This window comes from Pontibacter oryzae (assembly GCF_003576375.1).
Classification (GTDB): Bacteria; Bacteroidota; Bacteroidia; order Cytophagales; family Hymenobacteraceae; genus Pontibacter; species Pontibacter oryzae.
The window spans coordinates 177,542-201,962 of sequence record NZ_QWGE01000002.1 but is presented as its reverse complement, the minus strand read 5'-3'; the positions used below and the strand labels follow the sequence as shown (position 1 = coordinate 201,962).

20 protein-coding genes are annotated in these 24,421 nt (G+C 47.2%); 3 read left to right on the top strand and 17 right to left on the bottom strand.

Features of this window, described 5'->3' with window-relative positions:
- Positions 1-13: 13 nt before the first annotated feature.
- The 7 genes from D1627_RS05725 to holA form a co-directional block, all read right to left on the bottom strand.
- Positions 14-940 carry a hypothetical protein gene (locus D1627_RS05725; protein ID WP_119431283.1) on the bottom strand — a complete coding sequence of 309 codons (927 nt, stop codon included), beginning with the start codon at positions 938-940 and terminating at the stop codon, positions 14-16.
- 11 nt (positions 941-951) lie between these two features.
- Positions 952-1,347, bottom strand: a complete 396-nt coding sequence (locus D1627_RS05720; RefSeq protein ID WP_119431282.1) for an ExbD/TolR family protein — start codon at positions 1,345-1,347, stop codon at positions 952-954.
- Positions 1,348-1,349: 2 nt separating this feature from the next.
- Positions 1,350-2,060, bottom strand: coding sequence for a MotA/TolQ/ExbB proton channel family protein (locus tag D1627_RS05715; RefSeq protein ID WP_199688388.1), 711 nt, complete (start codon positions 2,058-2,060; stop codon positions 1,350-1,352).
- Position 2,061: 1 nt separating this feature from the next.
- On the bottom strand, positions 2,062-3,219 hold the full coding sequence (locus tag D1627_RS05710; RefSeq protein WP_119431281.1) for an HU domain-containing protein: 1,158 nt from the start codon (positions 3,217-3,219) through the stop codon (positions 2,062-2,064).
- A 10-nt stretch (positions 3,220-3,229) separates the two neighbouring features.
- A complete protein-coding gene (locus D1627_RS05705; RefSeq protein ID WP_119431280.1) occupies positions 3,230-4,921 on the bottom strand; it encodes a porin family protein in 1,692 nt (563 codons plus the stop codon).
- A 33-nt stretch (positions 4,922-4,954) separates the two neighbouring features.
- The gene (locus tag D1627_RS05700) at positions 4,955-8,080 is read right to left on the bottom strand and encodes a tetratricopeptide repeat protein (protein WP_119431279.1); all 3,126 of its coding nucleotides are present in this window, start codon (positions 8,078-8,080) and stop codon (positions 4,955-4,957) included.
- Between the two features lie 234 nt (positions 8,081-8,314).
- Complete coding sequence (gene holA, locus D1627_RS05695) at positions 8,315-9,361, bottom strand: DNA polymerase III subunit delta (protein ID WP_119431278.1); 1,047 nt, start codon at positions 9,359-9,361, stop codon at positions 8,315-8,317.
- Between the two features lie 176 nt (positions 9,362-9,537).
- Between holA and D1627_RS05690 the strand changes: the two genes are divergently transcribed.
- Positions 9,538-10,605, top strand: coding sequence for a hypothetical protein (locus tag D1627_RS05690; RefSeq protein WP_119431277.1), 1,068 nt, complete (start codon positions 9,538-9,540; stop codon positions 10,603-10,605).
- Between the two features lie 622 nt (positions 10,606-11,227).
- Here D1627_RS05690 and D1627_RS05685 read toward each other — a convergent pair.
- The 3 genes from D1627_RS05685 to D1627_RS05675 all read right to left on the bottom strand — a co-directional run bounded on the left by D1627_RS05685 (position 11,228) and on the right by D1627_RS05675 (position 13,133).
- Positions 11,228-11,821, bottom strand: a complete 594-nt coding sequence (locus D1627_RS05685) for an acyl carrier protein (protein WP_119431276.1) — start codon at positions 11,819-11,821, stop codon at positions 11,228-11,230.
- Between the two features lie 94 nt (positions 11,822-11,915).
- Positions 11,916-12,431 (bottom strand): hypothetical protein, encoded by a 516-nt coding sequence (locus D1627_RS05680; protein ID WP_147383225.1) that lies wholly within the window; start codon positions 12,429-12,431, stop codon positions 11,916-11,918.
- A gap of 45 nt (positions 12,432-12,476) precedes the next feature.
- The gene (locus D1627_RS05675; RefSeq protein WP_119431274.1) at positions 12,477-13,133 is read right to left on the bottom strand and encodes a hypothetical protein; all 657 of its coding nucleotides are present in this window, start codon (positions 13,131-13,133) and stop codon (positions 12,477-12,479) included.
- 231 nt (positions 13,134-13,364) lie between these two features.
- Between D1627_RS05675 and tyrS the strand changes: the two genes are divergently transcribed.
- A complete protein-coding gene (gene tyrS, locus D1627_RS05670; RefSeq protein ID WP_119431273.1) occupies positions 13,365-14,669 on the top strand; it encodes a tyrosine--tRNA ligase in 1,305 nt (434 codons plus the stop codon).
- Between the two features lie 76 nt (positions 14,670-14,745).
- Here the strand turns inward: tyrS and D1627_RS05665 are convergent, their stop codons facing one another.
- Both D1627_RS05665 and D1627_RS05660 read right to left on the bottom strand, forming a co-directional pair.
- On the bottom strand, positions 14,746-14,940 hold the full coding sequence (locus tag D1627_RS05665) for a histone H1 (RefSeq protein WP_119431272.1): 195 nt from the start codon (positions 14,938-14,940) through the stop codon (positions 14,746-14,748).
- Between the two features lie 105 nt (positions 14,941-15,045).
- Positions 15,046-16,284, bottom strand: coding sequence for an aminotransferase class I/II-fold pyridoxal phosphate-dependent enzyme (locus D1627_RS05660; RefSeq protein ID WP_119431271.1), 1,239 nt, complete (start codon positions 16,282-16,284; stop codon positions 15,046-15,048).
- Positions 16,285-16,497: 213 nt separating this feature from the next.
- On the opposite strand from D1627_RS05660, the gene accC reads away from it, so the two are divergent.
- A complete protein-coding gene (accC, locus tag D1627_RS05655; RefSeq protein WP_119431270.1) occupies positions 16,498-17,997 on the top strand; it encodes an acetyl-CoA carboxylase biotin carboxylase subunit in 1,500 nt (499 codons plus the stop codon).
- Between the two features lie 78 nt (positions 17,998-18,075).
- Here accC and bshB1 read toward each other — a convergent pair whose 3' ends face one another.
- From bshB1 to pnp, 5 genes are all read right to left on the bottom strand, one after another.
- Complete coding sequence (bshB1, locus tag D1627_RS05650) at positions 18,076-18,795, bottom strand: bacillithiol biosynthesis deacetylase BshB1 (protein ID WP_119431269.1); 720 nt, start codon at positions 18,793-18,795, stop codon at positions 18,076-18,078.
- Between the two features lie 17 nt (positions 18,796-18,812).
- A complete protein-coding gene (locus tag D1627_RS05645) occupies positions 18,813-19,808 on the bottom strand; it encodes a M23 family metallopeptidase (protein ID WP_233555524.1) in 996 nt (331 codons plus the stop codon).
- Positions 19,809-19,997: 189 nt separating this feature from the next.
- Positions 19,998-20,936, bottom strand: a complete 939-nt coding sequence (trxB, locus tag D1627_RS05640; protein ID WP_119431268.1) for a thioredoxin-disulfide reductase — start codon at positions 20,934-20,936, stop codon at positions 19,998-20,000.
- A 151-nt stretch (positions 20,937-21,087) separates the two neighbouring features.
- A complete protein-coding gene (locus tag D1627_RS05635) occupies positions 21,088-21,951 on the bottom strand; it encodes a sigma-70 family RNA polymerase sigma factor (RefSeq protein ID WP_025605096.1) in 864 nt (287 codons plus the stop codon).
- A gap of 192 nt (positions 21,952-22,143) precedes the next feature.
- Positions 22,144-24,282: a polyribonucleotide nucleotidyltransferase gene (gene pnp, locus D1627_RS05630; RefSeq protein WP_119431267.1), complete on the bottom strand. Its 2,139-nt coding sequence runs from the start codon at positions 24,280-24,282 to the stop codon at positions 22,144-22,146.
- Positions 24,283-24,421: the final 139 nt, after the last annotated feature.

Here is a 24,421-nt window from a genome sequence, read left to right as displayed (position 1 = left end):
AAATAATTTAAAATTAGCGGGCAGTAATACGGAAGGTAACCACACCAGTTGCGCCAGAGGTGGCACTTCCTGAGCCGGTTGGGCTGAAGGTGGTTTTTTCGAGTTGCTTCTTGTACCAGTCTAAAACCTTAGGAGATACATTGCTCTCTAAAACCTCGGCCCCCATAAAGTTTCCGTCAGCGTCAATTCTGATTCTGAAGCGAATCAGGCCGGTTTCGTTACTGTAAGGGTCGCGTTTAGGCTCAATATCATAACGCCAGCCTGGCATGTTAAGCGAGCCACCGGCTCCACCTCCAGACTTGCCATATAGCGCTTTTGCGTTCACGTCACCGTCGGGAGAACCTTTATCGCCTACTTTGCCCGTGTCGTCGCCGTTATTGTTACCTGTGGCTTTATCCGAGGTTCCGTTTTTACCGGTTCCGGTGCTGTTTGTCGGCTGGCCCGGATACAATGACCGTGGTTTTTCAGGCTCCTTCTTCACCACTTCCTCTTTTGGCGGCTGTGGCTTAGGCGTTGGTTCCTTTGCCGGCTCCTTGGTAGGTGTAGGTTTTGGCTGTGGCTTCACTACCTCTTTCACCGAAACAGGTGCTTCGGCGGTGGTGGTAGTCACCTTCGGCGTCTCGACTGGCTGCGCTGGCGGTGTTGGCTGGGTAACAGGCACAGGTTGCGGCTCCGGTTCAGGGTCTGGCTGCGTGGGCGCAGGCTTGCTGTCCTCCACGTTTTTCGACTCGTTAGGGGTTGCCTGTGTCTGAACATCACCACTGCCCACGTTATCCATACCAAAGTTAAGCTGTATGCCTAACTCGGGTGCAGGCGGGTCTGGGGCGCGCCATGCGAGCATGTAAATCAGGAAAAGCAGAATAAGGACGTGCACGCCAATACTCACACCGGCTGCTATCCGTTTATTCTTCTCTTCTTCCTGTGATAGGGCAATTGCCATAGTATAAATCCTTATTCAGTTGGCACAGTGGCCAAAGTTACACTTGCATTCAGGTTTTTGGCGATGCCGGCAACCTTTACGAGGTGCTCTACCGGCACACTCTTATCAACGTGTAACACCACGGCGCCTTCCTCTGTTCCTTGCAGCAATTCAGTCAGCTGTGGCTCAATCTCCTCCAACGCAATTGGCTTGTCGTTCAAGTAATACTGCATGTCCTCAGTAATTGTCACGCTGATTTTCTGCATCACAATGTCAGAGGTTTTGCTGCTAGGCAAGCTAACTGGTAAACCTGATGGCGTAACGAAATTTGAGGTAAGCATGAAGAAGATCAGCAACAGGAAAATAATGTCGGTCATGGACGACATGCTGAACTCTGCATTTATCCTGTTTTTTGAGCGGAAATTCATTCTTAAAGCTGTGGTTCTTGTAGTAGATCAAGGAACTCGATGGAAGAGTATTCCATGGCGTGCACAATGCTATCGATCTTAGACACCAGGTAGTTATACCCTACGTAGGCTGGCAGACCAATAATCAGGCCAGTTGCCGTAGTTACCATCGCCTCGTAGATACCGCTTGAAAGCAGCTTCGGGCTCACAGAACCTTCGGCCTGCGCGATCGCGATAAAGGCACCGATCATACCTGTTACCGTACCCAGGAAACCCAGCATTGGCGCCGCACCCGCAATGGTGGCAAGTGCCGAAAGGTTTTTCTCCAGGCGGCTGATCTCGATCTTGCCTACGTTCTCAATGGATGTCTCAATGTTTTTCAGCGGGCTGCCAATGCGCGACACGCCTTTGCTGATCATGCGCGAAACCGGCGTGTTGGTTTGGGCGCAAAGCATTTTGGCGCCGTTAATATCACCGGCCAACACCATACTTTTAATGCGATCGTTAAACCCATCAGGATTTTTTGCAGCTTTCTTCAGTGTTAAATAACGCTCCATAAAGATATAAATAGCACCAAGCGAAAGCAGGGCAAGCGGAATCATGGCCCACCCGCCATTCATGGCCAAATCAAAGAGCGATACGGAGGTGTCCGCTGCAGCTTCAGTCCCCTCTGCCAGTGCTGCGGTAGTATCGGCCGCAGCCGATGTAGTGATTTGTAATAAGAGTGATGTCATGTTAATTATTAAGTACCCAAAGTGTGTCTCCGAATTTCTTTCTATAAGTGTCCAGGGCCTCTTGCGCTTCTGCCGGTGAATTGAAGTCAGCTACGGCCACACGGAACAAGCGGCTGCCCGGATAAGGCGTCAGGATTTTAACTTGATGACCTTTTTCCTTGAACTGCTCCCGGCTCATCTCAGCATTCTCCAAACGGGCATAACCGCCAGAGATAATGTAAGAACGCCCATCTCGGTTATTAATTATGTGTGCCGGTATTTTTGATTCTACAATCTCTTTCGCGGCTTCAGGCTCCTCTATAACTTGCTCAGCAGCAAGCCATTCATCAGAACCAGCTGTAGCTATACTTTCAGAAACAGCTACAGAATCATCCACAGATTCGTCCGTTGTAAACTCCTCTGATAGCCCGGAACCATCTGCACCAGCCACAGGAAGTATGGCTGAATAAGCTTGTTGTCGCTCATCTTCTGTGAAAGGCACATAATTTACATCGTAACGGTTAGGCATAATATGTGCGCTGCTGCTATACCCGTTCGCAAACAAGGCCATTGGGTTCAGGCTGCTCAGGTTATAATCCGCCTGCAAAGACAGGAAGTACAAAGCAGACACAGATAAACCCGCCAACGCTAAGCCGGCAGCCATGTGGTAGGCGCGTTTGATGCGGCGGCGCAGCGGCTGCTTCTCCTCAGCCAGTTCCTGCTGCCGCTCTTTAATAAGCGTGCGCAGCACGGCAGGCTCTTCCACACGTACCGGCCTGGCAATAAGCTCAGGTAAACCAAAACTTGCCTCCAGCATGTTATCAGCCTCTACATACTCAAAAACCAGCCTACGCTCAGCGTTGTACCGGAAAACACCGATGTCGCTCAGCTCAAAGCGGTTATAGTGATGCAGTTTGCTTTTGGCTTGATGCACAAACTCCGCCACGCGCCGATGAGCTTCCTCCTTGGTGATGTCGTTGTAATGCGCAATCGTACTGATCAGCAGACCGTCGTTCAGGATCAGCTTTTCGTTGAAAGCAATCTTTTTGGATGGTGGTGCCAGCGTATGCTTTACCGGATTTATACGGGCAGGAACATAACGCGCAATCAGCCCTCCAAATTCAGGGATGATAACGCAGTCGTGATCGTAGAGCAGAGACTTTATATGTTTCTCAACCATAGGCACTTTGTTAGAAGGAATATGTTACTCCTCCAAGTAGGTTAACACTTTTGTTCGGGTAATTTACGAAACGCTCGTATTTCTTACCAAATATATTGTTGGCCATCAGGAAAACTGTAAAGTTATTCGTGAAACGGTAATCTGCTTTCAGGTTCAGATCGATGATAGAATCGGTCTGGCGCAACACAGTGGTACCGTCCATTTGCGTGATTTGGCCAAATGAATCCCCAATATAATAAAGTTCTGAATTAAACAGAATCTTGTCGTAGAAGTTGTACGTGCCGTAAACACTTGCCATCAGCTCTGGGCGGTGGAAGGGTTGCTCCAGGTCATCCGTGTTATAGCTGTTATAGTCAGCCTTTAAACCCAAACGGATTTCATCGGAATAGTTGAATGAAGCCTCTGCAAAAACATTGAACACATTTGTTACTCCATCGTCATAAATCAAATCGAATTTAGAAGGGTCGGCTGCGTTGTTGTTAAAGAAGTATAGGTTGCGGAAGTTTTGGTAGGCTACGCGGCCATTCAGGTGCACATAGTTGGCAATGTTCGCCTGGAAACCACCGTAAAGCTCTAGTCCTTTGTTTACATCAGCCACTTGCACGTTTGGCGCAAGGTATGGGTTTTCCTGAGTCAGACTGTATAGAGTAGTTCTTTCAAGATCACCTCCTATTCCACCGTAAATCAACAGGTTACCCTCTACCGGCTCAAGGCCCAACTGCACCATCGGGTACACGTTAAAGTTGCGCGTGGAGTTTACATCATCACCGGTGTAAGCCACCTTAGCACCTAAAGTCAGGCGAAGTGCATTTAGTTTGCGTTCGTAAGCGGCATGCACTTTGAAGAAGCCACGGCTAACCGAGGATGAATCCTGGTGCGACAGGAATGACAGATCAGCATCTACCTTAAAAGCTGAAAGCTCATCTATGCCATACTCGCTGCGAAGGTCTACGGCAAAGTTGCTCTCGCTCATGTCGTAGGCATCGTTGATGTACTGCACGCGGGCATTGGCTTTGTAGAGGAAAGGCGCACCGGAGGTCTGGTTATGGAAAAAGCCCTGCGCCTGCACTCTGTTAAACACCTGCTTGATGGTATCGCGGTCAACCTCGGCGCCATCAACCAACGGCTCGTACCCGTAAAAATAGCGCTTCTCACGGCCATACTTCAGGTCGCCGCCAACGGTAAAGCCTTTCAGATAGCGCTCTCCGTTCAGGCTGATGTCTGAGTTAGAGACTGCTGAGTTGTCCTTATCCACCGGCCCGCGCGAAGAAGAAATATGGCTAACCTGCGCGCCGTAGCTAGCAACATCGCTGCGCTTGTTGTGGAAATAGCCCTTTAGGTAAAGCGAGCCATAGTTGCCCAGGCCGGCTTTCAAGTAGTTTCCGTAAAGTTTCGTGAGCTCGTCCTGCTTAATGGTAAGCACGCGCATCTGCAGCTCAATATCCTGCGACGGCAGGCGGTAATCATTGAAGCGGTAGCGCACGTTGCGGTCGCCGATCTGGGGCGGGTTAATTCGGAACTTCTCGTAGTTACGGGCAGCCTGCGGCAGTTCGATCACACGGCTCTTTTCCACTACTACCTCAGCATCCTCTAGTTTGGTGCCTTCATTCCAGCCTTGGTTCTGCGCCTGCGCCGTGTTCAGGTAACTGTACCCAACAGACATCACGATGGCAAGGGAAGCTAATCTTATTTTATTTTTCATGGGGATGAATCTCTTCTAATACTGTAATTCTGACTAGTTCTGCTGTCCGGTTGTGTCGGCTGGCTGCTCATTGATCGTGGTATCGATGCGTGCTGGCTGAGCGTTTGGCTGCAAATTTTGCGGTTGCGCCTGCTGTGTGGCTTTAGAGGCGTTTTTGCCATCCATTTTAGCCAATTTCTGCTTCGCTTCTGCCACAATCTCCTGGTTAGGAGCATTATCGATGATAGAGTTGAGCGTAGCGCGTGCTTGGAACGTCTCGTTCTGCGCCGTATAAATATCAGCGATCAGCAGGAACGTTTTACCCAGCCAGAAGTCGTAGCTGCCGAACTTGTTGCTGAACTCAAAGGCATGATCCAGTGCCTCTTTATACTTCTTCTGCTTGTACTGAATTTCAGAGATAAGGTAATGCGCCTCGGCTCCGTTTATGTCGTTGGCCGAGTTGCTGGTTTCGCGCAATTCAGTTAGCGCCTGCTCCATACTTCCCTGTGCATAAGTAGCTTTGCCTCTAAACAGTAAAGCAGAGTTGTAAGCATTAAGCGAGGCGTTGCCCTGGCTAATGAGTTCGGCGGCTACACGTTTCGTACCGGCGAAATCGCTGGTGCGGAAGTATGTCTGCATCAGGCCGAGCAATGCAGTTTGTTGCTCCTTGCGGTTGGTTGCCACATCGCGCAGGCGGCTGTAATATTTTATGGCCTCTGGGTAATTCTTTGCTTCAAACTCTAAATCGGCCACACGCTGGATGGCACGGTTCACAAACTCCGAGCGGTTTTCGGTTGCAACCTGCTTCATCAGTTTTATACCTGTAGCTGCATTGTTATTGCGCAAGTATGAATCTGCGAGGTAGTAGCGCGCATCCGGCACGAAGCTGCTTTTCGGGTAAGACTTTATGTAGTTCTCCAGTTTCACTACAGCCTGGTCATACTTCTGGTTAAAGTATAAGGTCTTAGCCGCCTCAAACTCAATACTTTCCAGAGCACTGCTCTCCGGGTTGGCAGATTTATACTTGTCTACATACTGATCAAACTCATTGCTTCTGTTTTCCTGGCCCAACACTTCCTGCAAGCTGTATAGAGCGCCGCTGGCTACTTTAGAATCTGGGAAATCGTTCAGCACGCGCTGCTGGTCGGCAATAGCCAGGTCGTTTTGGCGCAGGTTTGAGTATGCTATACCGCGTTTCTGTAGAGCGTTTGGTACTAGCTTGCTGTCCGGCACTCCGTTAATGAGCTTTGTAAAGCCCTGGACGGCAGCCTGGTAGTTACCTCCCTCAAAATCGATCACCGCATACTGGTACATGGCATCGTCGCGGTAACGTGAGTTCGGGAATTTATTGATGAGCTCCTGCAGCGCGCCTTTGGCTTTATCGTTACGGTTAAGAATGCTGAGCACTACGCCCTTCTGGAAAAACGCATAATCCCGGTCTGGGGAGCTAGTGGAAATAACGCGCTCATAGAGGTTAAGCGCCTCGTTATAGTTTTTGTTTACATAGTAAGTATCCGCCAGGCGCACCGTCGCATCGTTGTAGTTCGGGTTGCTTGGCTGAATGTTATCCAGGTAAGCTTTAAAGTGTGTCAGGGCCTTGTCATACTCTTTGGTGTTGAAGTATGCATACCCAATGCCGTAGCGCGATTTAATATAGTAATCTTCCTTAGCGTTTGGTGCTGTACGGAAAACGGCGGCATAACTGTTGATAGCATCGTTGTAGCGCTGCCCAATAGAGTATGCCTCGCCTTTTACGAAATGGCTGGCAGCCGTAACTTCCTTATCATAAGGGTACTGCAGCGACTTATCGAGCATTTGCACAGCCTGCGGAAACTTACTGTCGTTAAACAGGTTTACGCCGTGGTAATACGTTACGCGCTGGTAGGTCTGCAGAATGCGCCAGCTTTTCTTCTCCAAACCCTCAATGTGGCGGATAGCAGCGGCATAATCGTTCGAGCCAAAGTATGATTCGCTCAACAGGCGGTCAGCCTCTTCAGCCTGGTCAGAGTTCGGGTAATTCTTGCCGAAATCTGCCAGCGAGTTAATCACCTCCCGGAAGTTACCAAGTTCAAAGTTTACCTGCGCATACTTCAGCGTAGCGGCTTCGGTCACGTCTTTATCCAGGTCGCTTTTACGGGCCTGGTCGAAGGCGGTAAGGGCAAACTGTTTGTTATCTTCCTTCAGGTAGCTCAAGCCTAAATAGTAAGCGGCATTCTGGCCAAGGGCATCCTTTTTAAGCGCGACCTCCTTAAAATTGGCGACAGCGTTTTTGTAGTTGTTGTTCTTGTAGTCGGTTACGGCAATCTTGTACTGAATAACTGGCTCCAGCGTGCGCTTGCCTTTGGCGTACTGGCTAAAATACTTCTCAGCCGTTTTGTAATCCGCTTTCTGATAATAGGCATCGCCTACCAAAAGGGCAATCTCATCGGCTTGCTGCACCTGTGGTTTTCTGGCCAATGAAGCTTCGCCGTAGCGGATCACTTCGTAGATATCGTTCTCCTTGTACAGGATCTCGGTGATCATGTAAGGCACGATGCTGGCGTATGCCTCGTTTTTCTCTGCAATCTTTAGGTCAGCTTTGGCTGCTGCGTAATCGCCCTGGCGGTAAGAAATATAGCCGGCGTAGTAGTTAGAGGCATAGGCAAAGCGGTGCTCGTTTTGCTCGAAACCGGTCGTCTTGTTCTTATCGAACCAGATCTTGGCATTCTCGAAATCCTTGGTGGCAAAGTATGAATAGCCTAGCTTAAACTCTAGTTCGTCGTTCTGCTTGGTACTCAGCAGGTGTATCGGGGCATCTTTTAGAAGCTCAACGGCCTTCTTGTAGTCTTTCTGCTCGAAGTAGTATAAACCGAGCTCGTAATTGGCCAGTGCCGTTTTAGGGTGCGTTGGGTACTTTTTCACGAAGTCAAGTACCAGCTGCTCCGCGTCCGGGTGTAGCAGGTATAAGCCGCTTAGAGCATAGTAATACCGTGCGTCTGCTGTTCTAGCGTCATTTCCGATCAGCTCGATATACTTCTTAAAAGCTTCCTGCGCCGAGCCATACTTGGCGCGGTCGAAAAGCTCGATTCCTTCGTGGAAGTATCTCTCTTCAGAGGTGAAAACTTGCGTATGCTGGGCCGCTACCACATGGGAGCCTCCGGCCAGTACGGATGCAAGCGCTACTTTGTAAGCTATCTTCATATTTACCTGTTCGCCACTGTGGGCACGTCGTTTTATTCTGTTTAATAGAGGAATTATGCGTTGCACGGCAATCATTAACCGCGGCCAATACCTCATTCAAAGTTAGTAATTTTTAGAAAGCAGCCACCGGATTTACCAGAATTCTGACGCTTCTATCATTTAATATGGCTTAACTACTATATAAAGTCAGGAAGCTGGTATTATTGTTATCCTGTGGAAAAATAACCGCTGAAATTATGAAGCCATGGCCCGTGGCACCGGATGCAGGATCTTAAACACCAGCTCGCGCAGAATATCGGCATCACTCCTATCGCCTCCTGTTATACCCTTCACCTGCAGGTCGGCTACACGCACAAAGTGTATAATATCGATGCAGCGCTGCAACGGGAAAGTGCGCAGCGCCTGCATGTACTCTTTCGCCAGAAAGCCACGGTTGCCCAGCGCCTTGCGTATGCCCTGCTCCGATTTATCCTGCTGCGTGTGCAGCGTGAGCAGCTTGGTAAAAAAGGTGAACAACAGCGTCAGGTTCGGGATGAGCGGATTGTTCTTCGGGTTCGCCTCAAAGTAATGTATGATCCGGTTGGCCTTCAGGGCGTCGCGGGCAATCAGGGCCGACTGCAGCTCGAATACGTTGTACTCTTTACTGATTCCCACGTTTTCCTGCACCAGCCCCTCGTCTACGGTGGCTCCCGGTTTCAGGTTTATCAGCAGCTTATCTATTTCGTTGGCCAGCCTCGATAGATCCGAGCCAATAAACTCGCTGAGCAGCAGCACGGCTTGCTGCGTAGCTTTCATGCCTTTGCTTTTGAGGTAACCTGTAACCCAGGCGGGCACCTGGTTGTCGTAGAGTTTTTTTGTGGTGAGCAGCACGGCATGCTTGTTTACCGCTTTGGCAAGTGCCTTTCGCCCATCAAGGGTTTTGTGCTTAAAGCAGAACACAAGTATGGTAGATGCCAGCGGGTGCTGCAAGTATGCTTCCAGCTGCCTCATTCCTTCTTCCTTCTCGATGTCGGCTATACTTTGGGCTTCTTTCACGATCACCACGGAGCGCTCAGACATCATCGGGAAGCGCTTGGCCTGCAGCAGCACCGTCGACACATCCACATCCTTGCCGTAAAGCACTACCTGGTTAAAGCCTTTCTCGTGCTCCTGCAGCGCGTGCTCCTCAATATAGTCGGCAATGGTATCGATGTAATAAGACTCCTCGCCCTGCAGAAAGTATACCGGGGCAAATTGCCTTTGCTTTAGTTGCTCTAAAATGGATTCGGGTGTCAGGGCCATATGTGGTTGTATCGGTTTCAGGGATGCGCGTGATCGCAGCCACTTGTTGCACCTACAAAATTAAGGCATCTCCCACGAAATGAAAGTATGGCAAAGGTTATTTCATCGGCAGAACTCAAAAGTATGGCCGCTTGTTCTCTTCAAGCACGCGCTGTGCTTACTACCTGCTATACTTTATGAGAATCATACTTTCCCTGCTGACTTTCTCGCTCCTGCTCATACTTGCGCCTGCCGCTAGTGCCGAGGCCGGAGGCAACACTCCCTTGGTTCTAAAGCATGAGCCGCTGCCTTTCACGCCAAAGGAGTTTTATATTGCTGAGGTGATTGATGAGCGCCCCGATAAATCTTCGGTTGCGCAGCTAATACCGGAAGGAAAACTGGATTTAGCTGGCGGAGGGCACAAAGCCGTGCAGCAGTTTATACTTGCCAACCTCAAACGCAACGCAAACCTGCGGCCCATTACTGTGCGCCTGAAAGAACTGCGCCTCTCGGAAAAAGCAGAGGCGCCAGGCCGCGTAAAAGGCGAGGCTGTGGTAGTGATGGATTTCGAGCTGAAACTGAACGAGGATGAAACGGTGCCCCTCACCCAGTACCGCGGCGGCCTACGCTACGACCGGCCGGCTAACCAGCAGAACGTGGCAGAACCGGCCCTTCGAAAAACGTTGGTGCAATCGATGGTTTTTTTGAATAACTGGATGGATGAGCAAGCTGCCAGTAATCCCAAACTCGCCACCAGCATTAAAGTTATTTTCACGGACCATCCTGAAAAGGAAACAAACGATACCGTATTTTATACTTCTAAAAGGCCGCTGACCTGGTCTGATTTTAAAGGCAGCCCCTCCAAACCGAGCAAGTATGCGGCCGCCATCTTCCCCAGCTTTTCCTATGACGGGCGCACGGAGGTAAAAAATGGCACGCTGCTGCTCTACCTCAACCTGAAAGTATACATGCTCCAAAGTTCGTCGTGGGCAAAAGCCGGCACCCTGGATGCCTATGGCCTAAACCACGAGCAAAAACATTTCGACATAGCCAAACTGGTAGCCGAACGCTTTAAGCAAAAAATAACGCCGGATATACTTTCCGTGGCCGATTACAACAGCATCATCCAGTACCATTTCATAGAATCGTTCCGCGAGATGAACCAACTTCAGGAGAAGTATGACGCCGAAACCCAACACGGATTAAACAAAACTGCCCAGGAGCAGTGGAATAAGAGAGTTGCGGAGGAGTTGGGGAGGTTATGAGGTTGCTTGGCTATAAGGTGGCATAGCTTACTTATAGGTGTGGATATGGCTTGTTGTTCTTTTAGCAACCACATTCTCCATAAAACTCTTTAGCTACTTATGTACCAGTTTTTGACTTGATTTTTATTGTTCCTTTTTGCTGCCAAGTCTCTTCAATTTCTCCCACCTGCTTATAGTCGAGAGTAATATTAAAGTCTTCTCAAGTCCAAGTTCGGATGAAGTGCTTATCAGAAACTTTATGAGAGTTACTCAAGGTAAATCGTTTCATTTCCCCATTGATTGAGATAAACGCATGACCTTGATAATCATCAGCGTAAATGTATTTCTCACTTTCGAAGTCATTCTTGTTATTGGAGAATAAACACGAGCAACCTTTAATTTCAGGTGGATGATCAGAGAATGTGTCGATGATAATTCCTGTATTCCTAGATAGTTCGCTTTCTGGTATAGTAGTATTGCTACCTGCGCAGGAAGACAAATATGCTGAAAGTATAATAGAACTGACGATACCAATATTTGATAATAAACTCATACTTTATAATTCCACCTAACGTCTAGTGTATACCGTGTACAAGGCATTCAGCCGAAGCATAGGATATAAACCTTGCGATTCAATGATTTTTTAATCAACGCCCAAATCGTCTGTGATAGAATGTCTCAACTCAATCTTATTGATTCGAATGCCCATCTTCTCGCTTATTATACCAGCAACAATTCTCTCAACTTCATACTTGTTTGAGATTTGCTCAATATCAATTAGCTGCTTAAAATTCAATGAGATAACCCAGTCAATCAGCTTTTTGATAGAATGTTCTGTTACTGGCTCTGTTCGTTTGTAGATTTTGATTCCAAAGAGCTTAACTTCCTGTTCAATGGTTTTGTCAATGTCCATTTTGACCAGTTCAGGAAATTTCAGCTGTACTTCTTTTTGTAGCCTTTCCCACTCAGCTTGAACATTTCCAATTGGAAGCAACTCTGAGATTTTAGAATCAGGCGAGATGTTGTCTCTTACATTTCCCATGATTACCATAGCCTGCCTGATACGGTAGAACACAACTTGGGTCAAGCACTTTTGATTGGGAACTGTTTTTATTTTTTTATAAATGGTGTCAGCAAAGTCACCAACAGTATAGATTTTTTCTGCTTCTAAGTCTGGGATTTGAATTCCAAAATTTTCTTCAATTTCAAAAAGTAGTTCTACTGAATCTAATCCCATTTCTATAACTTAATTATTGTACAAAGTCTTGTATAGAAGGCAAACGAGGCGTAGCCGAAGTATGACTTATATGCCTTGTTACCACTGTTGTTTTTCATATAGGCGAGCCTTCTAAGCTAATCCACCTATCAAAAGATTTTTCTTTCTCCCAGCGCCCATTTCTTCTCACATAAAGCTCTTTGCTTCCTTGTCCACCCAACATACAGTTACAATCTTCATTAAACTCGATTAAGACCTTTTGCCTGTCTTCGGAGACTATAGGTAGTGAGATATGATAGAGAAAGCCTTCGCTGCAGGTAGTATCAACTTCTATAAAGTCATAGTTGCCTGTTCTTTCGTTGTAATATCTTAGCTTATTGGGCTTAATCTTCAAGTCAGAGAACTGCTCTTTCTGCTTTTTGATAAACTCAAGGTCCTTAGAAAACTCTTCCTTGTATTCATTCTTGAGATGCAGGCTTTTAAAGTCTTGACAGACTCTATTAACCTGCAGTTTATTATCTGCAATTACCTGATTCAATATTTGGTACACTTCACTTTCTGACATTCCTGAGCTACATGAGCTGATCATTATCATTAAGAGGCCCAATAGGTAAATTGCGGTTTTATTCATACTTACAATTATTGGCAACGGCTCGCACATAAGGTGAACATGGCGTCAGCCTATGTTTAACTTGTGTGCCTTGTTAGCACTTGATTTTCTTATTTCTTCTTCGAAGTTTTTGAGCTGTTTGGTTATTGCTTCTCTATTTTTAGATGAAGTTATAAAATCAGGAAGTCTGGCTATCATAGAGTAAAGTCCTACTCGCTCCCTTTTTCTTACGGTTGCATTAATGTAGTCCCTTAAGTACTGCAAGTGCTCAAGGTTATAGACCCACAGGAGTCCATTTTTTACCTGCTTCTGAAAGTATAAGTCCAGACCAAAGAAAGGGTCAGTTGGTGATTCGCCCCTGTATCTGTACCAGTTTATTTCATACTCTCTTTCTTTATGGCAAACAGGACATTCAGCCATTCCAGATTTGTAAGGTGTTTTGGTTATTTCAAATTCCTTCTGGAATATGCTTCCGCAATTACCACAAGCTTTACCTTTGTAGTCGAACCCAATGTAGCCGACATAATACCCCAACCATTCTTTCAGACTTGCTGATAAGTGTCCACATTCTAAGCAACTGAACTTGGCGCTTTTGTCCTTTTCATAAAAGTAGCCTTCTTTGACGGTCGTAACTTTTCCGAGCCCACTACATTTTGGGCACCTTACAAACACTTCATAGCTGAAGTGATGCAGAGGAAAATATTCTTTGTCAAAGATGTTCATTTCTTAACTTCAATTATGTGCTAACTGTTGTATAACAGGAGTACCTACTCCTACTATCTGCATTATGTGTGGAGTAAAAAGACTTTCTTATACTATAGTTTCATTTCCTTACCTTCTAATATAGTATAAAGAATATAATCTAACACCATTCATTCACGCTTTCCATACTTCCCCGCCCCTAATCTGCCAACTCTTTTTTATATTTGCCTTAAACAGAAGACTAAGGTATAGATGAATCTTATTGACGAACTGCGTTGGAGAGGCATGCTCCATGATTTCATGCCGGGTACAGAAGAACAACTCGCCTCTGAAATGACGGCTGGCTATATCGGTTTCGACCCAACGGCTAAGTCGCTGCATATAGGTAACCTGGCCACTATTATGCTACTGGTGCACCTGCAACGTGCCGGCCACAAGCCTGTAGCATTGGTTGGCGGTGCCACAGGTATGATCGGTGACCCATCGGGCAAATCCGCGGAGCGCAACCTGCTCTCTGAGGATGTGCTGCGCGAGAACCAGGAAGGCATTCAAAGCCAGTTGGAGAAATTCCTTGATTTTAACTGCGGAGCAAACTCTGCCGAGATCGTGAACAACTACGACTGGTTCAAGGACTTCAGCTTCCTGGATTTCCTGCGCGAGGTGGGCAAGCACATCACCGTGAACTACATGATGAGCAAAGACTCCGTGAAGAAGCGCATCAACGCCGATGAGGATGGCGACCGTGCCGAGGGTCTCTCCTACACCGAGTTCGCTTACCAACTGATCCAGGGCTACGACTTTTACCACTTATATAAGAACAAAGGCCTGAAACTACAGATGGGCGCCTCCGACCAGTGGGGTAACATCACCACAGGCACAGAACTGATCCGCCGCATGGATGGCGGCAAGGCCTATGCCCTTGTCGGAAAGCTTGTCACGAAATCGGATGGAACAAAATTCGGAAAGTCTGAGGGTGGCAACGTATGGCTGGATGCTGCCTTAACCTCGCCGTATAAATTCTATCAGTTCTGGCTTAACCTGTCGGATGAGGAAGCCGAGAAACTCATAAAAGTGTACACACTTCTTCCGCAGGAAGAGATCGAAAAAATAGCCGAAGAGCACAAGCAGGCGCCTCACCAGCGTTTATTACAGAAAGCCCTCGCTAAGGATGTTACAATTCGTGTACATTCCGAAGAAGATTATAATGCAGCCGTAGATGCCTCTGAAATTTTATTTGGAAAAGGCGATTTTGAGACGCTGAAGGGCCTGAAAGAGGATATTTTGCTATCTGTTTTTGAGGGTGTGCCCCAGATGCAGGTTAGCCAGTCCGACTATGCAAGCGCTGCTTCTGTAACCGACCTGCTTTCTGATTTAACAGGCGGCCAGGTATTCGAGTCTAAGGGTGAAGCCCGCCGAATGATTAAGAACGGTGGTGTAAGCGTAAATCGCCAGAAGGTGCAGAACGCCGATGATGCCGTGAATTTCGAGCTGCTGCAGGGCAAGTACCTGGTAGTGCAGAAAGGCAAGAAGAATTACTACCTTATTTCCGTTAACTAACTGTTTATAAGGGTAAATACAATAAAAAAGGTGGTCTTTGCAGACCACCTTTTTTATTTATACTGTATTCAACTAATTACTTAGCAGACTCAGCTTTATCGTTTTTCAGATCCTGAACTTCCTTACGGATGTCCTGAGCCATGTTTTTAAGGTCTTGCATGCCTTTACGTACACGAGTACCTGCAGCAGCATTACCTTTGTCGTAGAACTTTTCGAAGTCACCTTCCAGGGACATAACCAAGTCCTTCAGTTTGCTAAAGTTGTTGTTCATTAGAGCAATTGTTATAGTGAAACATTTGATTTTATAGCTCTAATATACACATTAGTTACAAACAAGCAAAGATTCAATAATTTTAATATAGGCCTTTCAAGCCTGTTAGGCGGTAACTGCAGAGCTGGAGTACAAGCCTTTATCTAGTTTTTGTGCAATTTTCTCAAAAGCAGAGATTGTCTCTTCCACATCAGCCAGCGTATGCGCGGCTGTTGGGATAAGGCGCAGCATGATCACATCTTTTGGAACTACCGGGTAAACCACGATAGAGCAGAAAATGCTGTAGTTCTCGCGCAGGTCAAGGGTTAACTGGGTGGCATCAGGAATCTGGCCATTCAGGAACACAGGCGTAACCGGAGACTCTGTCGTGCCGATGTTGAAACCTTTCTCACGCAAGCCGCTCTGCAGTGCGTGCACCACTTCCCATAGTTTGTTCTTTAGCTCAGGCTTGTTGCGCAGCAACTCTAAACGCTTAAGGGCACCTACAACCAATGGCATAGGCAGCGACTTCGCGAAAATTTGCGAGCGCATGTTGTAACGAAGGTACTCTACTACTTGCTCATTAGAAGAAACGAAGGCACCTATACTTGCCATTGATTTGGCAAACGTAGAGAAGTAAATATCAATACCATCCTGGCAACCTAAGTGCTCACCGGTACCAGCGCCTGTTGCACCCATTGTACCGAAACCGTGGGCATCATCTACCAACAGACGGAATTTAAATTTCTCTTTCAGGTCTACTACCTCGCGCAGTTTGCCCAGATTACCAGACATACCGAATACACCTTCCGTGATCACAAGTATGGCACCACCTGTGTTCTCAGCCCAACGCGTAGCGCGCTCCAGCTGTTTCTCCAAGCTCTCCATATCGTTGTGACCATACACAAAGCGTTTGCCTTGGTGCAGGCGCACACCGTCAATGATACAGGCGTGAGACTCGGCATCGTAAACAATCACATCGTGGCGGTCAACCAATGCATCAATGATAGATACTACGCCCTGGTAACCGAAGTTCAGCAACAAAGTATCCTCTTTCTTCACAAAATCAGAAAGCTCAGCCTCTAGTTGCTCGTGCAGGTTAGAGTTACCAGACATTATGCGTGCCCCCATCGGATAAGCCATACCCCACTCAGCAGCAGCTTCAGCGTCAGCTTTGCGAACCTCAGGGTGGTTAGCAAGGCCAAGGTAGTTGTTAAGGCTCCAGGTAAGCACCTCTTTGCCTCTGAACTTCATTCGTGGAGAAATCTCACCTTCCAGCTTAGGAAACGTAAAGTATCCGTGTGCGTAATGTGAGTGGCTGCCTAACGGGCCTCTGTTGGTCAACAACTTTTCAAATAAATCCACTTGTGTAATAATTAGGTTATCGGGATAATTTCAAATTTAACTTTGGCTTCATACCCTTTTAAACGAAATTGGGTATAATGCGGCACAAAGTTATGGTTTATTCGATTCATATACAATCTGTGAGCTATACTCATGTGCTCATTTTTAAAGCCATGATTTTTAACTTTGCCCCCAAAAGCTTTTCTTTGGAGTAAATTAAACCATAGCTTCTGAATGAGAAAAATCAATAAGATTCTGGTAGCCAACCGCGGCGAGATTGCTTTACGCGTGATGCGAACGGCTAAAGAAATGGGTATCAAGACAGTAGCCGTTTACAGCGAGGCCGATCGCAATGCCCTGCACGTGCGTTTTGCCGATGAGGCTGTTTGTGTGGGTGGCCCTAAATCCAACGAGTCATACTTGCGCGGCGACGTGATCATTCAAGTATGCAAAGATCTGGGCGTTGATGCTATTCACCCGGGTTATGGTTTCCTTTCAGAGAACGCTGGTTTTGCAAAAGCCGTGCAAGAGGCAGGCCTTATTTTTATCGGGCCCTCACCGGAGGCCATCGAGCTAATGGGCAGCAAACTTGCCGCCAAAGCAGCCGTGGCCAAGTATAATATCCCCATGGTGCCCGGCACCGAAGAGGCCATCACCGACGTGGAGGAAGCCAAGCAAATAGCCACGCAGGTAGGTTTCCCCATACTTATCAAAGCAAGCGCAGGCGGCGGCGGCAAAGGCATGCGCGTGGTTGATAACGTTGAGTTTTTTGAGGAGCAAATGCAGCTGGCTGTAAGCGAAGCTACTTCCGCTTTCGGCGACGGCTCCGTTTTCATTGAGAAGTACATCGGTTCGCCGCGCCACATCGAAATTCAGGTGCTCGGCGATACCCACGGAAACATCGTGCACCTGTTTGAACGTGAATGCTCTATCCAGCGCCGCCACCAGAAAGTGATCGAAGAGGCTCCATCGGCTGTGCTTACTCCTGCCCTGCGCGAAGAAATGGGACGCAATGCCGTGAATGTTGCCAAAGCATGTGACTATGTGGGTGCCGGCACAGTAGAGTTTTTGCTAGACGAGAACAAGAACTTTTATTTCCTCGAGATGAACACCCGCCTGCAGGTAGAGCACCCCGTAACAGAGCAAATTACGGGGCTGGACCTTGTTAAAGAACAAATACTTGTTGCAGAGGGCCAGGCGCTATCGTTCCGTCAGGAGGATCTTAAGATAAACGGCCACTCCCTGGAGTTGCGCGTGTACGCAGAAGACCCTGCCAATAACTTCCTACCTGATATCGGGAAACTGGAAACGTACAGAAGGCCGCAGGGCATGGGAGTTCGGGTGGATGATGGTTTTGAGCAAGGTATGGAAATACCGATCTATTATGACCCAATGATTGCCAAATTGGTAACCTTTGGTAAAGACCGGCAGGAAGCCATTGATAAAATGCTGCGTGCCATCGAAGAATATCAGATTACAGGTATAGAAACCACACTGCCCTTCGGAACATTTGTATTGCAGCACGAAGCGTTTGTAAGTGGGGACTTTGACACCAAGTTTATAGAGCGCCACTTCAGCCCCGACATGCTTGACCGCAAACCTGACGAAGGAGCTGACGAGATTGCCGTTGCACTGGCAGCCATGCTCATGGATAATCAAAAGCCAGCCACTACTGCTGCATCATCAAAAACTACTGCAACAACAACATCTAACTGGCGCCGCAACCGGACCTAAGATAACATGCAATTTATAAAAAAGCGGGGCCTTTACTTTTGTGAGTAAAGGCCCCGCTTTTTTATACTTATACTTAGTTTAAACGAGATCAAACAGGTTTTTAACCCCGATGTAGCGCTCCTTGGTAAAACCTTCGCCATAAGTTGTGCCTATGGCATGCCCTAGCTCCAAAGCTCTGGCCTCCAAGAACTTTAAAAATTCCGGGGAAGAAATATACGTGTTTGGTGAGGTATCGTCCGGGTTGTAGAACTGCGACTTAAACGCCCGAATCGTTTCCATTTTCTTTTCCCAATATGGTGTAACATCCACTACAATGTCTGGCGTGATAAAACGGTCCTGGATGTAATGGTATACAACCTTGGGGCGCCAAGGCTCCTGCTTGTTACCTACTGCATCCTGGGTATGGATCATTTTTAGGCCGGACTTAAAGCATGCCTCTGAAACGAGTTCAGAACCTCTGCCATGATCAGGGTGGCGATCGTAAATCGCATTCATAATCACAATTTCGGGCTGATAGGCACGGATTTTCTCGATTACTTTTAACTGGCTCTCCTTGTCGTTATGAAAAAAACCATCCGCCAGACCAAGATTATCACGAACACTTAGGCCCATAATTTCGGCAGCAGCTTCTGCCTCCTCCAACCTAATCTCCGGAGTACCACGCGTGCCAAGCTCCCCTGTGGTCAGGTCTACAATGCCAACTTTTTTCCCGGCAGCCACGTGGGCAATCAGGGTACCGGCACAACCTAGCTCAATATCATCCGGGTGAGATGCAAAAGCAAGTATATCTAATTTCATGATTTCAAAAGAAAAGATTAACGAATGCGCAAGGATTTACCTACACGCAAAGTGGTACGGGTACTAATGCCGTTAAGTCGTGTTAACTGGCTTACCGATACGCCGTAACGCTTGGATATACCAGATAAAGTATCTCCGCTCCGTACTTTGTGATAAGCTGCCCTTCTACCATTGCTGCTGCTCCCGCTTCTGGAGCGGTTCGAATAATTAAACACAGCAGAGGTAATCTGGAAGCTGTCTCCCTTAAGCAAGTAATCCGGGAAATCATACAGGTTTTCAGGGTCCATGGGGTTGCCTTGGTAGCGCACTTCATAATGTAAGTGTGGTCCTGAGCTTCGGCCTGTACTTCCTCCTAAACCAATTAGCTCCCCAGCCTTCACAAAGTCACCGGGTTTAGCCAATGGTTTGCTCATGTGCCCATAAAGGGTTTCCAAGCCGTTGTAATGGCGTAACACAATGTAATTGCCATATCCACCGCCGTCCCACTTGTTAATGCGTACAACGCCGTCAAAAGCAGCAAAAATAGAGTCTCCGGTATCCAAGTCAATGTCGGTGCCATAATGCCATCGCCCTCCCCTAGCGCCAAAATGGCTGGTAATGGGCGTTTTCTCCAATGGCATTCTATAGTCGCGGTTGTTTGCCGGGTCATACAGTTTAATGTTCACCGTGTCTTTTAGCTGGCGGCTATCCATGCGGTACGGGTTGATGTTGCGGGTATCCCAAATGGAATAATAGCCCGCAATCTTAACCCAGGTAGAATCTACTAAAACCTCTTCCGAAGTTTCAACAATATGCTGCTCACCAAGATCCAGTTCTGTAGTATCCTCGCTAACTATAGAAAGCTCTTTCTTTGGATTGAAGTAGATTGATTGGTCAGCATCAGAATCATCATCCGGGAAATCCTCATACTTTATAAGTATGGTTGTATCCGGGCGTACATACTGGATTTTAGGCGATTTAATCTTGAACAGATCTTTTACCTGGCCAAAGGCTCCGGCTGTGCAGAAAAACAAACACAGGGCGCACAGTATAAAACTAAAAGGTGCTTTTGATTTTAACATTTGCATCAATAGGTTGGCTGCGCTGCCTTTCCTCAGCACACCATTCGCTAAATTAAACTGCAGCGCAGCCATTTTATTGTAAATACAGTTAACATCAGCGTTTAAAATAAAGTGCTTGCCAACTGCTTTCTTGCATAACTATTAGTGCAATCCTTTCGAAGCCAGGTAGCGTTCAGCGTCCAATGCTGCCATACATCCTGACCCAGCGGCTGTTACAGCCTGACGGTAAGTAAAGTCCTGCACATCGCCACAGGCAAACACGCCATCAATGTTTGTTTTGGCCGTGCCCGGAATTGTACGGATGTACCCATTCTCATCCAGGTTGAGGTATTCAGCGAATATGTCCGAGTTTGGCTTATGCCCAATAGCCACAAAAAACCCTTTGGCAGGAATTTCGCGGGTTTCATTCGTCAGTACGTTTTTAACACGCACTGCCTCTACGGCATGTTCCCCTAAGATCTCATCGGTTACCGTGTTCCAAAGCACCTCGATGTTTTTAGTATTGAGTACGCGCTCCTGCATAATAGTGGAAGCACGCATTTCATCGCGACGCACCAGCATGTATACTTTGCTGCACAGGTTAGAAAGATAAGTAGCTTCTTCAGCCGCTGTGTCCCCTGCCCCTACAATCACTACATCTTGTCCACGGTAGAAAAATCCGTCGCAAACGGCACACGCAGAAACCCCGCTACCATTTAAGCGCGATTCAGATTCCATACCCAGCCATTTAGCTGATGCACCTGTTGATATAATAACTGTATCTGCTTCTATTGTCTTTTGATCATCAATAACCACTTTGTGGGGTTGGGAGGAAAAATCAACTGAAGTGGCAATACCATAGCGTACATCCGTACCGAAACGCTCTGCCTGCTTCTTAAAGTCTTCCATCATCTCAGGCCCCATAACTCCTTCTGGGTAACCAGGATAATTTTCCACATCGTTGGTGATGGTTAGCTGGCCGCCTGGCTGCAAGCCTTGGTAAAGTATGGGGTTTAGACCAGCTCTGGATGCATAAATTGCCGCTGTATAGCCAGCAGGACCAGAGCCAATGATAAGGCATTTTACTTTTTCTATTTCCATTACTACTTTGTTCTAAAAGAAATTTGGTTGCAAGTATACAAAATTTCTGTGCCTCTGCCTGCATTAGAGGCGTCAAAATGCCACAGTTTGTATCTCGCTAAAACAAAAAGCCCCGGCTTTTGGCCAGGGCTTTCTTTCGATTACGGTGCTATTAACCTAAGTAAGGCTTTAATGCTTTGCTTCTTGAAGTATGGCGAAGTCTGCGGATTGCTTTCTCCTTAATCTGACGTACACGCTCGCGGGTCAGGTTAAATTTCTCACCAATCTCCTCCAGTGTTAGGGAGTGCTCCCCGTTCAGCCCGAAGTATAACGTAATAACATCAGCCTCGCGCTTTGTCAGGGTAGAAAGGGCACGCTGTACCTCTTTGCGAAGCGAGTCGTTCATCAGACCCATGTCTGGAGACTCTTCATCTTCGTTTTCCAACACGTCCAATAGGCGGTTTTCCTCACCCTGTACAAACGGTGCATCCACAGACACGTGGCGACCTGATATCTTCAGTGTGTCTACTACCTCTGCAGTAGTCAGTTCCAAAACTTCGGCGATTTCTTCCGGCGATGGCTCACGCTCAAACTTTTGCTCAAGCTCAGAGAATGATTTAGAGATCTTATTCAGTGATCCTACCCGGTTCAGCGGCAAACGCACGATACGCGACTGCTCAGCCAGAGCCTGCAGAATAGACTGGCGGATCCACCATACTGCGTATGAGATAAATTTAAAACCTCTTGTTTCGTCGAATCGCTTGGCAGCCTTAATCAGGCCTAGGTTACCTTCATTAATCAGGTCACCTAACGATAGGCCCTGGTTTTGGTACTGCTTCGCCACCGATACCACAAATCGCAAGTTGGCTTTGGTTAATTTCTCAAGAGCAAACTGATCTCCCTCCTTAATTCTCTGTGCCAACGACACCTCTTCATCGGGAGTAAGCAAATCAACTTTACCAATCTCCTGTAGATACTTATCCAGTGATTGGCTTTCACGGTTCGTAATCTGTTTGCTTATCTTGAGTTGTCTCATCAGAGTATATTGTTATTCAAAAAATGTGTGATACTTATAATTTGGCTCGGTGACTTAACATCAGAAAATCGCGCAAAGTTCTGACATCTTAAGAATAAAATCAAGACGCCGCCCTCCGGCGATTAAATATAATAACTCCTGGCACCCTATTTCCGAGGAAAAGGGCACCAAGAGTTTATACTATATCAGGTGTTATTTGTTCTCGTCAGCACCCGGCTTTGGCAATAAAGCCTTGCGGGATAATTTGAACTTACCTGTTTTCTTATCTACATCAATAAGCTTCACGTTGATTTCTTCACCGATTTCAAGCACGCCGTCCATTGTCTCTAGGCGCTCATGCTTAATTTCAGAGATATGCAGCAGGCCGTCTTTTCCTGGCATAAACTCTACAAAGGCACCATAAGGCTGGATAGACTTCACTTTACCAATGTAAGTTTCGCCGATTTCAGGCTGAGCAGCAATAGCACGAATCTTTCCGATGGCAGAATTCATTGAATCCTGATCGCTTGCGAAGATGTTTACGTGGCCTTTTTCGTTTCTCTCTTCAATGATAACTGTTGCACCAGTATCCTTCTGGATCTGCTGAATCACTTTACCACCTGGTCCGATTACGGCACCTATAAACTCTTTATCGATCACCATGTTGAACGAACGTGGTGTATGCGGCTTGTAATCAGGATTTGGTGAGCTCAGCGTCTTAGACATCTCATTTAGGATGTGCAGACGGCCGGCATTAGCCTGCTGTAAAGCCTGCGTCATCACATCGTGAGACAATCCTTGAATTTTGATATCCATCTGGCAGGCAGTGATACCTTTTTGCGTACCAGCTACTTTAAAGTCCATGTCTCCTAAATGGTCTTCATCACCCAGAATATCAGAAAGAACGGCAAACTTACCACTTTCCTTGTCTGTAATCAGACCCATGGCGATACCTGAAACGGCACCTTTCACAGGTACACCTGCATCCATCAACGCTAAGCTACCGGCACAAACCGTTGCCATGGAAGATGAACCGTTTGACTCCAGGATATCAGAAACAATGCGGATCGTGTACGGGTTCTCAGCTTCTGGTGGAAGCACCTTTTTAAGAGCGCGCAGCGCCAGGTTACCATGTCCGATTTCGCGACGGCCCGGGCCTCTGTTTGGTCTTACCTCACCTGTAGAGAACGCAGGGAAGTTATAGTGAAGCAGGAATTTGTTCGTGCCAGATACCATGGCGCTGTCGATCATTTGCTCATCCAGCTTTGTACCGAGCGTTACAGTGGTTAAAGACTGCGTTTCGCCACGGGTAAATACTGCTGAGCCGTGCGTGGCAGGCAAGTAGTTAACCTCAGACCAGATTGGGCGAATCTCATCTAACTGACGGCCATCCAAACGAACACGCTCATCAAGAATCATGTTGCGAACAGCCTCTTTTTCTACATCGTGGTAGTATACTTTGATCAGCGTCTCGTCATAGCCGTGGTCTTCACCCAACGATGCGATGAACTCATCACGCACAGCTCTAAAGCCCTCCGAACGCTCTTGCTTGTTGGCGCTACCAAGTTTGGCAACTGCATAAGCTTTTTCGTACGTAGCTTCGTAAACTTTCTTGCGCAGGTCATTATCATGCGTTTCGTGAGAATACTCACGCTTCACAGTTTTGCCCACCATTTCAGCAAGCTCAAGCTGGGCCTGGCAATGCGATTTGATTGCTTCGTGCGCAAACTGTATAGCTTCCAGCATTTCCGCTTCAGAAACCTCGTTCATCTCGCCTTCAACCATCACTACGCTATCAATAGAGGCACCAACCATCATATCGATATCCGCACGCTGCAGGTCGCTTACGCTTGGGTTAATAACTAGCTGGCCATCTATACGTGCTACACGCACTTCTGAGATCGGGCCGTTGAAAGGAATATCAGATACGGCTAGCGCGGCTGAAGCAGCCAGAGCAGCAAGGGCATCTGGCATGATCTCCGTATCAGCAGAGATCAGGTGTATTGTCATTTGTGTTTCAGCGTGGTAATCTCCCGGGAACAGCGGGCGCAGCACACGGTCTACCAGTCTAGAAACCAAAACCTCATAGTCAGATAATCTCGCTTCTCTTCTAAGGAAACCACCAGGAATCTTGCCTGAAGAGGCAAATTTCTCTTGGTAGTCTACAGAAAGCGGCAGGAAGTCAACCCCTTCACGGGCTTCTTTGTTTGAAACAACAGCAGCCAGTAGCATGGTGTTACCCATTTTCACTACTACCGAGCCATCAGCCTGTTTGGCTAGTTTACCAGTTTCAATCGTTATCTCCCGGCCATCCGGAAGAAGAATAGTTTTACTAATCGCGTTGTAGGACATCTTCAATTATCGTTATCATCAAAAAAGGCAGGGTTACCCATTGCAACACTGCCGGTACTGGCAATTCAGAGGAAGGAAAGAAGGGAATGCTTAAAAAAAGATTAGGGAATCCCTTGAATGAATTCCCTAACACAATAAG

Coding starts and splice junctions, on each gene's coding strand:
- D1627_RS05725 (WP_119431283.1), bottom strand. CDS start 940: ATGGCAATTGCCCTATCACAGGAAGAAGAGAAGAATAAACGGATAGCA.
- D1627_RS05720 (WP_119431282.1), bottom strand. CDS start 1,347: ATGAATTTCCGCTCAAAAAACAGGATAAATGCAGAGTTCAGCATGTCG.
- D1627_RS05715 (WP_199688388.1), bottom strand. CDS start 2,060: ATGACATCACTCTTATTACAAATCACTACATCGGCTGCGGCCGATACT.
- D1627_RS05710 (WP_119431281.1), bottom strand. CDS start 3,219: ATGGTTGAGAAACATATAAAGTCTCTGCTCTACGATCACGACTGCGTT.
- D1627_RS05705 (WP_119431280.1), bottom strand. CDS start 4,921: ATGAAAAATAAAATAAGATTAGCTTCCCTTGCCATCGTGATGTCTGTT.
- D1627_RS05700 (WP_119431279.1), bottom strand. CDS start 8,080: ATGAAGATAGCTTACAAAGTAGCGCTTGCATCCGTACTGGCCGGAGGC.
- holA (WP_119431278.1), bottom strand. CDS start 9,361: ATGGCCCTGACACCCGAATCCATTTTAGAGCAACTAAAGCAAAGGCAA.
- D1627_RS05690 (WP_119431277.1), top strand. CDS start 9,538: ATGAGAATCATACTTTCCCTGCTGACTTTCTCGCTCCTGCTCATACTT.
- D1627_RS05685 (WP_119431276.1), bottom strand. CDS start 11,821: ATGGGATTAGATTCAGTAGAACTACTTTTTGAAATTGAAGAAAATTTT.
- D1627_RS05680 (WP_147383225.1), bottom strand. CDS start 12,431: ATGAATAAAACCGCAATTTACCTATTGGGCCTCTTAATGATAATGATC.
- D1627_RS05675 (WP_119431274.1), bottom strand. CDS start 13,133: ATGAACATCTTTGACAAAGAATATTTTCCTCTGCATCACTTCAGCTAT.
- tyrS (WP_119431273.1), top strand. CDS start 13,365: ATGAATCTTATTGACGAACTGCGTTGGAGAGGCATGCTCCATGATTTC.
- D1627_RS05665 (WP_119431272.1), bottom strand. CDS start 14,940: ATGAACAACAACTTTAGCAAACTGAAGGACTTGGTTATGTCCCTGGAA.
- accC (WP_119431270.1), top strand. CDS start 16,498: ATGAGAAAAATCAATAAGATTCTGGTAGCCAACCGCGGCGAGATTGCT.
- bshB1 (WP_119431269.1), bottom strand. CDS start 18,795: ATGAAATTAGATATACTTGCTTTTGCATCTCACCCGGATGATATTGAG.
- trxB (WP_119431268.1), bottom strand. CDS start 20,936: ATGGAAATAGAAAAAGTAAAATGCCTTATCATTGGCTCTGGTCCTGCT.
- D1627_RS05635 (WP_025605096.1), bottom strand. CDS start 21,951: ATGAGACAACTCAAGATAAGCAAACAGATTACGAACCGTGAAAGCCAA.
- pnp (WP_119431267.1), bottom strand. CDS start 24,282: ATGTCCTACAACGCGATTAGTAAAACTATTCTTCTTCCGGATGGCCGG.